At 63.6% G+C, this 14,807-nt stretch carries 9 protein-coding genes and 3 rRNA genes; 9 read left to right on the top strand and 3 right to left on the bottom strand.

The features are described from left to right. Window positions 1-61 precede the first annotated feature (61 nt). The 3 genes from EL337_RS15645 to EL337_RS15635 all read left to right on the top strand — a co-directional run bounded on the left by EL337_RS15645 (window position 62) and on the right by EL337_RS15635 (window position 3,866). Entirely contained in the window at window positions 62-3,040 is a 2,979-nt protein-coding gene (locus EL337_RS15645; protein ID WP_048631194.1) for an acyl-CoA synthetase, read from the top strand. Window positions 3,041-3,127: 87 nt separating this feature from the next. After that, the gene (locus tag EL337_RS15640; protein ID WP_048631193.1) at window positions 3,128-3,658 is read left to right on the top strand and encodes a hypothetical protein; all 531 of its coding nucleotides are present in this window, start codon (window positions 3,128-3,130) and stop codon (window positions 3,656-3,658) included. Window positions 3,659-3,662: 4 nt separating this feature from the next. After that, window positions 3,663-3,866: a Trm112 family protein gene (locus EL337_RS15635; protein WP_048631192.1), complete on the top strand. Its 204-nt coding sequence runs from the start codon at window positions 3,663-3,665 to the stop codon at window positions 3,864-3,866. On the opposite strand, the gene EL337_RS15630 is transcribed toward EL337_RS15635, so the two are convergent. Genes EL337_RS15630 through EL337_RS15620 form a run of 3 tightly spaced genes read right to left on the bottom strand, consistent with a single transcriptional unit; the run spans window position 3,860 to window position 6,023 of the window. Then, window positions 3,860-4,483, bottom strand: a complete 624-nt coding sequence (locus EL337_RS15630) for a TetR/AcrR family transcriptional regulator (protein WP_048631191.1) — start codon at window positions 4,481-4,483, stop codon at window positions 3,860-3,862. The genes EL337_RS15635 and EL337_RS15630 overlap by 7 nt on opposite strands. 5 nt (window positions 4,484-4,488) lie before the next feature. After that, entirely contained in the window at window positions 4,489-5,325 is an 837-nt protein-coding gene (locus tag EL337_RS15625) for an ABC transporter permease (RefSeq protein WP_083442993.1), read from the bottom strand. Further along, window positions 5,259-6,023 (bottom strand): ABC transporter ATP-binding protein, encoded by a 765-nt coding sequence (locus EL337_RS15620; protein ID WP_048631189.1) that lies wholly within the window; start codon window positions 6,021-6,023, stop codon window positions 5,259-5,261. The genes EL337_RS15625 and EL337_RS15620 overlap by 67 nt, the downstream gene beginning before the upstream one ends. Window positions 6,024-6,081: 58 nt before the next feature. Here EL337_RS15620 and EL337_RS15615 point away from each other — a divergent pair, with 58 nt between their 5' ends. The 6 genes from EL337_RS15615 to EL337_RS15590 all read left to right on the top strand — a co-directional run bounded on the left by EL337_RS15615 (window position 6,082) and on the right by EL337_RS15590 (window position 14,806). Further along, the gene (locus EL337_RS15615; protein WP_048631293.1) at window positions 6,082-6,693 is read left to right on the top strand and encodes a DNA-3-methyladenine glycosylase; all 612 of its coding nucleotides are present in this window, start codon (window positions 6,082-6,084) and stop codon (window positions 6,691-6,693) included. An 18-nt stretch (window positions 6,694-6,711) separates the two neighbouring features. Continuing rightward, window positions 6,712-8,001, top strand: a complete 1,290-nt coding sequence (gene tyrS, locus EL337_RS15610; protein ID WP_048631188.1) for a tyrosine--tRNA ligase — start codon at window positions 6,712-6,714, stop codon at window positions 7,999-8,001. 479 nt (window positions 8,002-8,480) lie between these two features. Next, window positions 8,481-10,000: ribosomal RNA gene (locus EL337_RS15605) — 16S ribosomal RNA — on the top strand. 484 nt (window positions 10,001-10,484) lie between these two features. Further along, a 23S ribosomal RNA gene (locus EL337_RS15600) occupies window positions 10,485-13,602 on the top strand. Between the two features lie 133 nt (window positions 13,603-13,735). Then, window positions 13,736-13,848: ribosomal RNA gene (gene rrf, locus EL337_RS15595) — 5S ribosomal RNA — on the top strand. The 16S, 23S and 5S rRNA genes sit together here, the layout of an rRNA operon. 133 nt (window positions 13,849-13,981) lie before the next feature. Further along, on the top strand, window positions 13,982-14,806 hold the full coding sequence (locus tag EL337_RS15590) for a tetratricopeptide repeat protein (protein ID WP_083442992.1): 825 nt from the start codon (window positions 13,982-13,984) through the stop codon (window positions 14,804-14,806). Window position 14,807: the final 1 nt, after the last annotated feature.

Genomic DNA, 14,807 nt, shown 5'->3' with positions numbered 1-14,807 from the left:
GCTTGTGCCATCATGACCACGACTGGCAGGCGGGGGACCGACAGCGATAGGGGAGTGCGCAGTGGTTGACCTCTCGGCGATCACCCGGCCCGTAGGGCGGTTGGTGGCTACTGCGCAGAACGGTCTGGAGGTGCTGCGCTACGGCGGACTGGAGACCGGCGCCGTACCGTCGCCGTTCCAGATCATCGAGAGCGTCCCGATGTACCGGCTGCGGCGGTACTTCCCGCCCGACACCCGGCCGGGGACCAAGCCCGCGGGACCCCCGGTCTTGATGGTCCACCCGATGATGATGTCGGCCGACATGTGGGACGTCACCCGAGATGAAGGGGCCGTCGGCATTCTGCACCGCTCCGGCGTGGACCCCTGGGTCATCGACTTCGGCTCACCGGACAAGGTCGAGGGCGGAATGCAGCGCAACCTCGCCGACCACGTCGTCGCGCTCAGCGAGGCGATCGACACCGTCAAGACGGTGACCGGACGCGACGTTCACCTGGCCGGTTACTCGCAAGGCGGCATGTTCGCCTACCAGACGGCGGCGTACCGCAAGGCCAAGGATCTGGCCAGCATCGTGGCATTCGGAGCGCCCGTCGACACCTTGGCGGCGCTGCCGATGAACCTGCCCGCAAGCCTGGCGCCGGCGGCCGCGGACTTCATGGCCGACCATGTGTTCAGTCGGATCGATATCCCAGGGTGGTTGGCGCGCACCGGATTCCAGATGCTCGATCCGCTCAAGACGGCACAGTCGAGGCTGGATTTCCTGCGGCAGCTGCATGACCGCGAAGCGCTGCTGCCGCGCGAGCAGCAACGTCGGTTCCTGGCTTCCGAAGGCTGGATCGCGTGGTCGGGTCCGGCGATCTCCGAACTGCTCAAGCAGTTCATCGCCCACAACCGGATGATGACCGGGGGATTCTCGATCCGCGGCGACCTGGTCACCCTCTCCGACATCGACTGCCCGGTACTGGCGGTCATCGGCGAGGTCGACGACATCGGCCAACCCGCGTCGGTGCGTGGCATCAAGCGGGCCGCACCACAAGCCGATGTCTACGAATTCCTAATTCGCGCAGGACATTTCGGCCTCGTCGTGGGATCCAAGGCCGCCACCCAGACCTGGCCTGCGGTCGCCGAATGGGTGCGCTGGCTCGACGGCGGCGGCTCCATGCCCGACGGCGTCTCGCCGATGCCGCTGCAGCCCGCGGAGCCGTCCGAGAGCGGCGTCTCGCTGACCTCACGGCTGGCCCACAGCGCCACGGCCGCTACCGAAATGGCCTTCACTTTCGCCCGTTCCGCGGCCGACGCATTCGTCACGGCGAACAGGTCGGCGCGCACGCTGGCTGTCGAGACCGCCCGCACCCTGCCGCGGTTGGCCCGCCTCGGGCAGGTCAACGACCACACCAGGATCTCGCTGGGCCGGATCATGTCCGAGCAGGCGCGAGACATGCCGCACGGCGAGGCTTTGCTGTTCGACGGGCGGGTGCACACCTACGAGGCCGTCGACCGCCGGGTGAACAACGTGGTGCGCGGACTGATCGAGGTCGGGGTCCGGCAGGGCTCGCGCGTCGGCCTGCTGATGGAGACCCGACCCAGCGCCCTGGTCGCCATCGCCGCGCTGTCGCGCCTGGGGGCGGTGGCAGTGCTGATGCCGCCCGACTCCGACTTGGCCGAGGCGGCGCGGCTGGGCGGGGTGACCGAGATCATCGCCGATCCGAGCAGCCTCGACGCCGCGCGGTCGCTCGCGATGAGGGTGCTGGTCCTCGGCGGAGGCGAGTCCCGGGATCTGCACGTATCCGACTCCGGCGAGGCCACCCAGATCGTCGACATGGAGAAGATCAACCCCGATGTCGTCGAACTTCCCGGCTGGTATCGGCCCAACCCCGGGCTGGCTCGCGACCTGGCGTTCATTGCGTTCAGCACGATCAGCGGCGAGATGGTCGCGCGGCAGATCACCAACTACCGGTGGGCGCTGTCGGCGTTCGGCACCGCATCGGCGGCCAACCTCAGCCGCAGTGACACCGTTTACTGTCTGACTCCGCTGCACCACCAGTCGGGTCTGCTCGTCAGCCTCGGCGGCGCGGTCGTCGGTGGCGCGCGCATCGCCTTGTCGCGGGAGCTGCGTCCCGACCGCTTCGTCCAGGAGATCAGGCAGTACGGCGTGACCGTGGTGTCCTACACATGGGCGATGCTGCGTGAGGTGATCGACGATCCGGCGTTCTCGCTCAACGGAAGTCATCCGATCCGGTTGTTCATCGGCTCGGGAATGCCCGCAGGCCTGTGGAAGCGCGTCATTGACGTGTTCGAGCCGGCCAACGTCGTGGAATTCTTCGCCACCACTGACGGCCAGGCTGTGCTCGCCAACGTCAAGGGCGCCAAGATCGGCAGCAAGGGCAGGCCGCTGCCCGGTGGCGGCGAGATCGCGCTGGCCGCCTACGACCCCGAGGACAACCTGATCCTGGAGGACGACCGCGGGTTCGTCCGTCGCGCCGACGCGGGCGAGATCGGCGTGCTGCTCGCACACCCGCGGGGTCCGGTCGATCCGTTGGCGTCGGTGAAGCGGGGGGTGTTCGCTCCCGCGGACACGTGGGTGTCCACCGAGTATCTGTTCCGCCGCGACGACGACGGCGACTACTGGTCGGTAGACAACCGCGGTGCAGTGCTCCACACCCCGAGGGGGATGGTGTTCGCGGGGACGGTGAACGACGCCGTCGGCAGGCTGGGCGCGGTGGACATGGCGGTCACCTACGGCGTGGAGGTGGGCGGCGAGACCTTGGCCGTGACGGCCCTGGCGTTGCGCCCGGGCGGCAGCGTTCCGTCCGCGGATCTGTCGGAGGCGTTGACCGACCTCCCGGTCGGCACCGGTCCCGACATCGTCCACGTGGTGGCCGACATGACACTGACCGCGACGTTCCGGCCGCTGGCAGGTCCGCTGCAACAGCAGGGCATCCCGAAGGCGTCGCGTAACGCCTGGTACCTGGACCCCGATAGCAATCGGTACAAGCGGTTGACCGTTGCCGTGCGCAGCGAGATCGTGGGCACTCAGCAGTGATGCCCGCCTCGAGGTGCACTGTTAGGCTCGCGCTGGCGGCACGTTGTCGCCTGGTCGGGTCGGCCGCGCCACGCGCTGGAGGATGAGATGACGTCGCAGAACAGCACCACCCGTTCGCCGATATTCCGTCTGGCAACCGGAGCGCTGACGGGTGCCGCCCTGGCATTCGGCCTGGTCATGGGTGTCGGGCCGACGGCCTCGGCGCAGCCGACGACAGGGTCCGAAGCTCCGCCGGCCCCCCGGATCTCTCCCGACCAGATCCTGGCGATGATCTCGCAGGAGTATCAGACCGGCCGCGGCGGTGGCCAGGTCTCCAAGCTGATCGAGCAGGTCATGACGATGCGCGCCCGAGGCATCCGGCCCAACATCGCCAACACGCAGGCGCTGGCCGCCGGTCTCGATGCGCGGCCCAACCAGGGCCCGCTGATCGAGGCGCTGCAGTCGACCATCGCCTACCAGCGCAAGGTGCTGGCGCAGTCTCAGGTAGCCCAGCAGGCTCCGTCCGGTGGGGGTGCCCCTCCGGTGGCCGCTCCCGGCGCCGCCGGTGTTCCCGCGTGGGCACCGGGCAATCCTCTGCAGCAGGACAGCGACACGATCTTCCCGATGCCCGGACGCTGACCTGATGGCCCTGGACCAGACCCTGCGCGACATCCTCGTGTGCCCGCAGGACCGCGGTGCGCTGTTGTTCGTCGATGACGTGCTCTACAACCCGCGCCTGCGCCGCAAGTACCGCGTCGAGGACGGGATTCCGGTCCTGTTGATCGACGAAGCAGTCTCCGTCGATGACGACGAGCATGAGCGGCTGGTCGCGGCCGCCGGTCAGTAACCCAGTTCGGGAAGTTCGCCGGTGAGATAGCGCTGCAGGTTCGGCCCGATGATCTCCGCCACCTGCTGGACCGGCAGCGACTTGAAGGGCTCCAGCTCGAGGATGTAGCGAGCCATCACCACGCCGACCAACTGGGACGCCACGAATTGGACGCGGATGCGTCCGGTGCCCGGCGGGTCGTCGACGCGGCTGCCCACCTCCACAGCGATCACCTCCTGCAGGAACGACCGAACCATCGACAGGTCGGCGGCGCTGCCGCCCAGCAGGGAGCGCAGCGTCGCGATGAACCCCTTGCCGAGCTCGGAATCCCACAGCGGCAACAGCAGTGTGGGCAGGACGTGGCCGATTTGATCGACCGGCACCTCGCGTATCGGGCCGATGATCGTCATGGGATCGATCGGGATCTGGATGGCCGCGGCGAACAGTTGGGTCTTGGTGCCGAAGTAGTGGTGCACCAGAGCCGGGTCCACCCCGGCGTCACCGGCGATGGCACGGATGGAGGTGTTGTCGATTCCATTGCGCGCGAACAGTTCACGCGCGCTGGACAGAATCCGCTCGCGTGTATCCGAGGGGCCGGGCGGGCGTCCGGGGCGCTTGCGGTCCGGGGTGGTGGTCAATCTGTCTAGGGTGTCCTTCGCCGTAGGGTCGCCGCGGCCAGGGCCAGTGCCAGCACCGCGAACGCGACGACGATCGCGATGTCGCGCATCGCGGTGCGCGTCAACTCCGCGTGCGCACCGACTTGCTGGAGTGCCTCCAGAGCGTAGCTGGCAGGCAGTGCGTTGCTGATCCATTGCAGCCACTCGGGGAGTTGACCACGCGGAACGATGATGCCGCACAGCAGCAGCTGGGGAGCGATCACCAGCGGCATGAACTGGACGGCCTGAAACTCGGTGCGCGCGAAGGCGCTGCACAACAGGCCGAGCCCGACGCCGAGAACAGCGTTGACGATCGCGATGAGGAACACCCAGCCCGGACTGCCCGCGGTGTGCAGTCCCAGGAACCAGAACGAGACGACGCACGCCAGGACGGCCTGCGCGGCAGCGGCCACGGAGAACGCCGTGCCGTAGGCGGCAAGCAGGTCGAGCCGCCGCAGCGGGGTGGTCAGGATGCGTTCCAACGTCCCCGACACCCGCTCGCGCTGCATGGTGATCGAGGTGATCAGGAACATCACTATCAGCGGAAAGACGCCGAGCATGATCAGGCAGGCGTTGTCGAACGCCGACGGTGCGCCCGGTGGGCGCGGCACGTCGTCGACACCGCTGAACATGAAGTACATCAAGGTGATGATCAGGCTCGGAACCAGCAGGATCATCGCGACGCTTCGGCGATCGCGCAGGAGCTGCCGCAGGATGCGGGCAGTGGTGGCGACGTACGCGCGTGCAAATCCCGAGCTCAGCCGATCCGCGCTGCGGTGCCGCGCCGGATGATGGACAGAAATGCTTCCTCCAGTGACTGACATTGGGTGTCCTCTCGCAACCGGTCCGGGGTGGTGTGCGCGAGAATCTGTCCCTCGCGCATCAACAGCAGGTCATCGCAGTGGTCGGCTTCGTCCATGACATGGCTGGACACCAGCAGCGTGGTGCCGCCGCGCGCGAGGCTCGCGAACCGTTGCCACAGGTCGGCGCGCAGTACCGGATCGAGACCGACGGTCGGCTCGTCGAGAACCAGAAGGTCGGGGTGTGCGACGAGCGCACACGCCAGCGACACCCGGGTCCGCTGTCCGCCGGACAGGGCGTCCGCGGGCGCGAGCCGGTGGTCGTCGAGACCCACCGCGGCGACGGCGTCTTCGACGTCGGCCGCGCCTCGGCCGTGGAGCGCCGCGAAGTACCGGACGTTGTCGACGACCCGCAGGTCCGGGTAGATCGTGGGTTCCTGCGTCACATAACCCACGCGGTGACGGAGCGCTGCGGAGCCTGCAGGTCTACCGAGCACGGTGACCGAGCCGCCGGCCACCACCTGCGTGCCGACGATGCTGCGGATGAGGGTCGTCTTGCCGCAGCCCGACGGTCCAAGCAGTCCGGTGATCGTGCCCCGCTCGATCCGGACGGATACGTCGTCGAGGGCACGCCGTCCGCCCCGACGGACCTGCAGATTCTGGATGTCGATCGCCGGCTCGAACGGCTGGGCCGATAATTCATCCGGTGATGAACTCATCATGCGATGAATAATGCGCGTGCCGTGAATCGCTGTCAAGCACCTCCGTAGGATGGCGCCGGTGTCCGCAGCCGACCTGCAGGTTGATCCGCTCACCGCGGCGCGCCTGCTGCTGGGCGCCGAGCTGACCGGCCGCGACGCCAGCGCGGTGATCGTCGAGGTGGAGGCCTACGGCGGCCCCGCGGACGGTCCGTGGCCCGACGCCGCATCACACTCGTTCCGCGGTCCCGGCGTCCGCAACGCTGTCATGTTCGGTCCGGCGGGAACGCTGTACACCTACCGCAGCCACGGCATTCACGTGTGCGCCAATGTCGTGTGCGCCACCGACGGTGTGGCGGGGGCGGTCCTGCTGCGAGCGGCGGTGATCGAGACCGGTCACGGTCCCGCCTGGGCCCGCCGCGGTGCTGCCGTGCGGGAGGCAGCGCTCGCCCGTGGCCCTGGCAATCTGTGCGCGGCGCTCGGAATCACGATGGACGACAACGGGATCGATCTGTTCGACCGGCGCTCACCCGTGCGCATCTCGCTCGGCGCGTTGCTGGTGGGGGAGACCGGACCACGGGTCGGCGTCAGCAAGGCGGCCGACCGGCCGTGGCGGATGTGGCTGCCCGGACACCCCGAGGTGTCGGCCTATCGTCGCAGCCCGCGTGCACCGGCTCCCGGCACCAGCGACTAGTACGGAAAGATCGACACTGTGACTGGCACGCCGAACATCCTCGACGAACTGGACTGGCGCGGGCTGATCGCGCAGTCGACCGACCGCGATGCACTGGCCGGGGCGCTCGCCGGGGGGCCCGTCACGGTGTACTCCGGCTTCGATCCGACGGCCCCCAGCCTGCACGCCGGCCACCTGATTCCGCTGTTGACGCTGCGCCGGTTCCAGCAGGCCGGACACCGGCCGATCGTGCTGGCGGGCGGAGCCACCGGGATGATCGGGGACCCGCGAGATGTCGGGGAACGCACACTGCACACCGCCGACATCGTCGCGGAGTGGGCAGGGCGGATCCGCGGCCAGCTCGAGCGTTTCGTCGAGTTCGACGACTCGCCGACCGGAGCCGTCGTGGCCAACAACCTGTCGTGGACGAGCGAGCTCTCGGCCATCGAGTTCCTGCGCGATGTGGGCAAGCACTTCTCGGTGAACGTGATGCTGGACCGCGACACCGTGCGCCGCAGACTCGAAGGCGAGGGCATCTCCTACACCGAGTTCAGCTACATGCTGCTGCAGGCGAACGATTTCGTGGAGTTGTACCAGCGGTACGGGTGCACGCTGCAGATCGGCGGATCCGATCAGTGGGGCAACATCATCGCGGGGGTGCGGCTGGTTCGGCAAAAGGCCGGTGCAGGCGTGCACGCCCTGACCACGCCGCTGGTCACAGACTCCGAGGGCAAGAAGTTCGGCAAGTCCACCGGCGGAGGCAGCCTGTGGCTCGATCCGGAGATGACGAGCCCCTACGCCTGGTACCAGTACTTCATCAACACCGCCGACGCCGATGTGATCCGCTACCTGCGGTGGTTCACCTTCCTGTCGGCCGACGAGCTCGGCGAGCTGGAGCTCGCCACGGCAGAGCGCCCGCACGAGCGGGCCGCGCAGCGCCGGCTGGCTCGGGAGCTGACCGACCTGGTGCACGGCGAGGCGGCGACGGCGTCTGTCGAGCACGCCAGCCAAGCGCTGTTCGGGCGAGGGGACTTGTCCGCACTGGACGAACCGACTCTCGCGGCCGCACTTCGGGAGGCCAGTAACAGTCAGGTGGCTCAGCTGGCCCCGGGTGGACCCGATTCGATCACCGATCTGCTTGTCGCCAGCGGGCTGTCGGCCAGTAGGGGGGCGGCCCGCCGGACCATCGCCGAAGGCGGGGTGTCGGTCAACAACGTGAAGATCGCCACAGATGACTGGACTCCATCGCCGTCGGACTTCCTCCACGGCACCTGGTTGGTGCTGCGCCGGGGCAAGCGCAATGTCGCCGGGATCCAGCGTGTGGGATGACGTGTCGGCCAAAAACGCTGGTCAGCGCCCTGTGGCGCGGTCTGGGAACAAAGCCGTCGGGTCGGGCGTTGAGCTTTCACGAGTCGACGCACCCTTCGGTGCGCGCGCTGGAGCAGGTCGAAAGACACGCGCTAGCAGGCCATTTGACTCAGAGTTATCCCTGACGTAACTTATCGGAGTCGCCGCGACACGGGCCCAAAACCCGGAGAGCGCGGCGGCCTCCTAGAGGTAAGTCCGCTTCGGTGGATGTCCTCACTGTCCGCACGAGAGACAACGGCTTTTAGCCGAGGGATTCTTGCGCGGTCAGACGGGTGTGTTGTTTGAGAACTCAATAGTGTGTTTGGTGGTTTTTGTTTGTTGTTTTTGTTCACCTCTTTTTCCCGTTTAGGGGTGGATGTTTTTTGATGCCAGTTTTGGTGTCTTGTTTGATGATCGGATTTCTCTGATTGTGAATTCTGCCGGGTTTGTCCCGGGGTTTTTGTTTGGAGAGTTTGATTCTGGCTCAGGACGAACGCTGGCGGCGTGCTTAACACATGCAAGTCGAACGGAAAGGCCCTTCGGGGTACTCGAGTGGCGAACGGGTGAGTAACACGTGGGTGATCTGCCCTGCACTTTGGGATAAGCCTGGGAAACTGGGTCTAATACCGAATAGGACTACGCGATGCATGTCGTGTGGTGGAAAGCTTTTGCGGTGTGGGATGGGCCCGCGGCCTATCAGCTTGTTGGTGAGGTTACGGCTCACCAAGGCGACGACGGGTAGCCGGCCTGAGAGGGTGACCGGCCACACTGGGACTGAGATACGGCCCAGACTCCTACGGGAGGCAGCAGTGGGGAATATTGCACAATGGGCGCAAGCCTGATGCAGCGACGCCGCGTGAGGGATGACGGCCTTCGGGTTGTAAACCTCTTTCGCCAGGGACGAAGCGCAAGTGACGGTACCTGGAGAAGAAGGACCGGCCAACTACGTGCCAGCAGCCGCGGTAATACGTAGGGTCCGAGCGTTGTCCGGAATTACTGGGCGTAAAGAGCTCGTAGGTGGTTTGTCGCGTTGTTCGTGAAAACTCACAGCTCAACTGTGGGCGTGCGGGCGATACGGGCAGACTGGAGTACTGCAGGGGAGACTGGAATTCCTGGTGTAGCGGTGGAATGCGCAGATATCAGGAGGAACACCGGTGGCGAAGGCGGGTCTCTGGGCAGTAACTGACGCTGAGGAGCGAAAGCGTGGGGAGCGAACAGGATTAGATACCCTGGTAGTCCACGCCGTAAACGGTGGGTACTAGGTGTGGGTTTCCTTCCTTGGGATCCGTGCCGTAGCTAACGCATTAAGTACCCCGCCTGGGGAGTACGGCCGCAAGGCTAAAACTCAAAGAAATTGACGGGGGCCCGCACAAGCGGCGGAGCATGTGGATTAATTCGATGCAACGCGAAGAACCTTACCTGGGTTTGACATGCACAGGACGTGCCTAGAGATAGGTATTCCCTTGTGGCCTGTGTGCAGGTGGTGCATGGCTGTCGTCAGCTCGTGTCGTGAGATGTTGGGTTAAGTCCCGCAACGAGCGCAACCCTTATCTTATGTTGCCAGCGCGTAATGGCGGGGACTCGTGAGAGACTGCCGGGGTCAACTCGGAGGAAGGTGGGGATGACGTCAAGTCATCATGCCCCTTATGTCCAGGGCTTCACACATGCTACAATGGCCGGTACAAAGGGCTGCGATGCCGTGAGGTGGAGCGAATCCTTTCAAAGCCGGTCTCAGTTCGGATCGGGGTCTGCAACTCGACCCCGTGAAGTCGGAGTCGCTAGTAATCGCAGATCAGCAACGCTGCGGTGAATACGTTCCCGGGCCTTGTACACACCGCCCGTCACGTCATGAAAGTCGGTAACACCCGAAGCCGGTGGCCTAACCCCTTGTGGGAGGGAGCCGTCGAAGGTGGGATCGGCGATTGGGACGAAGTCGTAACAAGGTAGCCGTACCGGAAGGTGCGGCTGGATCACCTCCTTTCTAAGGAGCACCACGAGACCTGGTCCCGCCCACATCGTGTGGGGGTTCGGTGAATCAGGCGATTCGTTGGATGGCCCTGGCCTGTAGTGGGTTTCAGGGTCTGGTGCACACAACAAACATTTATGTGCCGGAACGGGATTCAGTCTTAGGGCTGGGTTTTCGGTGCAAGATTGCCAGACACACTATTGGGCTTTGAGACAACAAGCCCGCGGCCCGGTTCTCGTTGGAGGATCGTGTGCCGGCCTTTACCCCGGTTGGATTTCGGTTCGAGGGGGTGGGGGTCTTGTTGTTGCCCTGCTTTGGTGGTGGGGTGTGGTGTTTGATTTGTGGATAGTGGTTGCGAGCATCTAGACGCACAGTGCTTGTGGTGTTGTGTGTCTGGTTGTAATGCAAATTTTTCTGATACCCGCACAGGGTTCTGTCTCTTTCTTTTTGGAGGGGGCGGGGTTGTGTGTGGGTGATGACTCATTTTTTTGGTTTTGTGTTGTAAGTGTTTAAGGGCGCATGGTGGATGCCTTGGCACTGGGAGCCGATGAAGGACGTGGGAGGCTGCGATATGCCTCGGGGAGCTGTCAACCGAGCGTGGATCCGAGGATGTCCGAATGGGGAAACCCGGCACGAGTGATGTCGTGTCACCCGGCACTGAATACATAGGTGTCGGGGGGGAACGCGGGGAAGTGAAACATCTCAGTACCCGTAGGAAGAGAAAACAAAAGTGATTCCGTGAGTAGTGGCGAGCGAAAGCGGAGGATGGCTAAACCGTGTGCATGTGATACCCGGCGGGGGTTGTGTGTGCGGTGTTGTGGGGTTCGTCTTCTCTCATCCGCCGATGAGGGCAGGAGTAAGAAACTGTGGGGTTAGGTGAAGTGGCTTGGGATGGCCTGCCGTAGAGGGTGAGAGCCCCGTAACCGAAAACTCGATAGCTCCTGTGATGTGTCCCCGAGTAGCAGCGGGCCCGTGAAATCTGCTGTGAATCTGCCGGGACCACCCGGTAAGCCTGAATACTTCCCAGTGACCGATAGCGGATTAGTACCGTGAGGGAATGGTGAAAAGTACCCCGGGAGGGGAGTGAAATAGTACCTGAAACCGTGCGCTTACAATCCGTCAGAGCCCTCCTTCGTGGTGGGGTGATGGCGTGCCTTTTGAAGAATGAGCCTGCGAGTCAGGGACATGTCGCGAGGTTAACCCGTGTGGGGTAGCCGTAGCGAAAGCGAGTCTGAATAGGGCGTATCCAAGCAACAGTGCTTGGTGTAGTGGTGTGTTCTGGACCCGAAGCGGAGTGATCTACCCATGGCCAGGGTGAAGCGCGGGTAAGACCGCGTGGAGGCCCGAACCCACTTAGGTTGAAGACTGAGGGGATGAGTTGTGGGTAGGGGTGAAAGGCCAATCAAACTCCGTGATAGCTGGTTCTCCCCGAAATGCATTTAGGTGCAGCGTCGCAGTGTTCGTGTCGGAGGTAGAGCTACTGGATGGCCGATGGGCCTCACAAGGTTACTGACGTCAGCCAAACTCCGAATGCCGACACGGTTGAATGCGGCAGTGAGACGGCGGGGGATAAGCTCCGTGCGTCGAGAGGGAAACAGCCCAGATCGCCGGCTAAGGCCCCTAAGCGTGTGCTAAGTGGAAAAGGATGTGCAGTCGCGAAGACAACCAGGAGGTTGGCTTAGAAGCAGCCACCCTTGAAAGAGTGCGTAATAGCTCACTGGTCAAGTGATTGTGCGCCGATAATGTAGCGGGGCTCAAGCACACCGCCGAAGCCGCGGCAGCACACTTGTTGTGCTGGGTAGGGGAGCGTCCTGCATCCGGTGAAGCAGCAGAGTGATCTAGCTGTGGAGGGTGTGGGAGTGAGAATGCAGGCATGAGTAGCGATAAGGCAAGTGAGAACCTTGCCCGCCGAAAGACCAAGGGTTCCTGGGCCAGGCCAGTCCGCCCAGGGTGAGTCGGGACCTAAGGCGAGGCCGACAGGCGTAGTCGATGGACAACGGGTTGATATTCCCGTACCCGTGTGTGAGCGTCCCTGATGAATCCGTTCTGCTAACCGCCCAAATGGTGGTCCACCAATCCCTTCGGGGTGCGGGGTTCACCGGCTGCGCGGGACCCGGACGGGTAGTAGTCAAGCGATGGGGTGACACAGGAAGGTAGCCGTACCAGTCAGTGGTAATACTGGGGTAAACCTGTAGGACGAGTGATAGGCAAATCCGTCACTCATATGTCTGAGAGGTGATGCATAGCCGATTGAGGCGAATTCGGTGATCCTATGCTGTCGAGAAAAGCCTCTAGCGAGCGCACACACGGCCCGTACCCCAAACCAACACAGGTGGTCAGGTAGAGAATACCAAGGCGTACGAGTGAACTATGGTTAAGGAACTCGGCAAAATGCCCCCGTAACTTCGGGAGAAGGGGGACCCACATACCGTCATGGCACTTGCTGCCGGCAGCGGTCGTGGGTGGCACAAACCAGTGAGAAGCGACTGTTTACTAAAAACACAGGTCCGTGCGAAGTCGCAAGACGATGTATACGGACTGACGCCTGCCCGGTGCTGGAAGGTTAAGAGGACCCGTTAACCCTTCGGGGTGAAGCGGAGAATTTAAGCCCCAGTAAACGGCGGTGGTAACTATAACCATCCTAAGGTAGCGAAATTCCTTGTCGGGTAAGTTCCGACCTGCACGAATGGCGTAACGACTTCTCAACTGTCTCAACCATAGACTCGGCGAAATTGCATTACGAGTAAAGATGCTCGTTACGCGCGGCAGGACGAAAAGACCCCGGGACCTTCACTACAACTTGGTATTGGTGCTCGATACGGTTTGTGTAGGATAGGTGGGAGACTGTGAAACCAAGACGCCAGTTTTGGTGGAGTCATTGTTGAAATACCACTCTGATCGTATTGGGCCTCTAACCTCGAACCGTATATCCGGTTCAGGGACAGTGCCTGGCGGGTAGTTTAACTGGGGCGGTTGCCTCCTAAAAAGTAACGGAGGCGCCCAAAGGTTCCCTCAACCTGGACGGCAATCAGGTGTTGAGTGTAAGTGCACAAGGGAGCTTGACTGCGAGACGTACATGTCGAGCAGGGACGAAAGTCGGGACTAGTGATCCGGCACCTCTGAGTGGAAGGGGTGTCGCTCAACGGATAAAAGGTACCCCGGGGATAACAGGCTGATCTTCCCCAAGAGTCCATATCGACGGGATGGTTTGGCACCTCGATGTCGGCTCGTCGCATCCTGGGGCTGGAGCAGGTCCCAAGGGTTGGGCTGTTCGCCCATTAAAGCGGCACGCGAGCTGGGTTTAGAACGTCGTGAGACAGTTCGGTCTCTATCCGCCGCGCGCGTCAGAAGCTTGAGGAAACCTGTCCCTAGTACGAGAGGACCGGGACGGACGAACCTCTGGTACACCAGTTGTCCCACCAGGGGCACCGCTGGATAGCCACGTTCGGACAGGATAACCGCTGAAAGCATCTAAGCGGGAAACCCCCTCCAAGACCAGGCTTCTCACCCATTCAGTGGGATAAGGCCCCCCGCAGACCACGGGATCGATAGACCAGACCTAGAAGACTAGTAATAGTCGCAGGGAACTGGCACTAACCGGCCGAAAACTTACAACAACAACAAAACCTCGCAACCACAACCACAAACCACACACTCAACACTCCAGAAATGGACCCTGTTGACACCACACCCCACCACCAAATAACACAGGGGCCCACAAAGTTACACTCACAAACGAGTGAATAAAGTTACGGCGGTAATAGCGACAGGGAAACGCCCGGACCCATCCCGAACCCGGAAGCTAAGCCTGCCAGCGCCGATGATACTACCCCTCCGGGTGGAAAAGTAGGACACCGCCGAACACAAATTGGAATCGCCCCCCACAATTGCGTGGGGGGCGATTTCCTATTTTGGGAATGGCTTTCCTATTTCGGAAATGGCGACATGGAATTCCTTTAATTGTGACCCGATACTTGTTGGCCGTATCCTTTTCGGGTGCCCCACGAAAACCAGGGTGGCCGCGGCGAACGTCGACCCGACCGCGCCTCTAACGGCAGCAGCCAGCGCCCCCGCCGCGACCAGCGGTCCGCTCCGCGTACGTCCGGGCCGCAACGTGCGCGGCCCACCCAGCAGCGACCGAACGGCAACGACGACGCAGCGGCAGGCCCCCGGATCCCGCCCGGGATCGAAGCCAAACAACTCGCGCCCGAGATCCGTGGTGAGCTGACCACTCTCGACAAGTCCACCGCCGATGCGGTGGCCCGGCACCTGGTGGCCGCCGGCGAGCTTCTGGACGAGGACCCCGAAGCCGCCCTTGCGCATGCCCGCGCCGCCCGCGCCCGCTCGGGCCGCATAGCTGCCGTACGCGAAGCCGTCGGTATCGCCGCCTATCAATGCGGTGACTGGGCTCAGGCTCTGGCGGAATTGCGCGCTGCGCGCCGAATGGGAAGTCGGTCACCGCTTTTGGCGTTGATCGCCGACTGTGAGCGTGGGGTCGGACGGCCGGAGCGGGCGATCGAACTGGCCCGCAATCCCGAGGCTGCCGAACTCACCGGCGACGACGCCGACGAGTTCCGCATCGTCATCGCCGGCGCCCGTTCGGATCTCGGCCAGCACGAGCAGGCGCTCGCGGTGCTGTCCTCGCCTGCACTCGACCCGACCCGCACCGGCCAGACGGCGGCCAGGCTCTTCTACGCCTACGCCGATACGTTGCTCGCCGTCGAGCGAAAGGACGAGGCGCTGCGCTGGTTCCTCAACGCGGCGAAGGCCGACGTCGAAGGCGTCACCGACGCCGAAGAGCGGATAACGGAGCTTTCCTGAC

The sequence above is a fragment of the Mycolicibacterium aurum genome (assembly GCF_900637195.1).
Lineage (GTDB): Bacteria > Actinomycetota > Actinomycetes > Mycobacteriales > Mycobacteriaceae > Mycobacterium > Mycobacterium aurum.
The sequence above is the reverse complement of the archived record's forward strand: the minus strand, read 5'-3'. Positions and strand labels throughout refer to the sequence as shown.

Coding starts and splice junctions, on each gene's coding strand:
- EL337_RS15640 (WP_048631193.1), top strand. CDS start 3,128: ATGACGTCGCAGAACAGCACCACCCGTTCGCCGATATTCCGTCTGGCA.
- EL337_RS15635 (WP_048631192.1), top strand. CDS start 3,663: ATGGCCCTGGACCAGACCCTGCGCGACATCCTCGTGTGCCCGCAGGAC.
- EL337_RS15625 (WP_083442993.1), bottom strand. CDS start 5,325: ATGTCAGTCACTGGAGGAAGCATTTCTGTCCATCATCCGGCGCGGCAC.
- EL337_RS15620 (WP_048631189.1), bottom strand. CDS start 6,023: ATGATGAGTTCATCACCGGATGAATTATCGGCCCAGCCGTTCGAGCCG.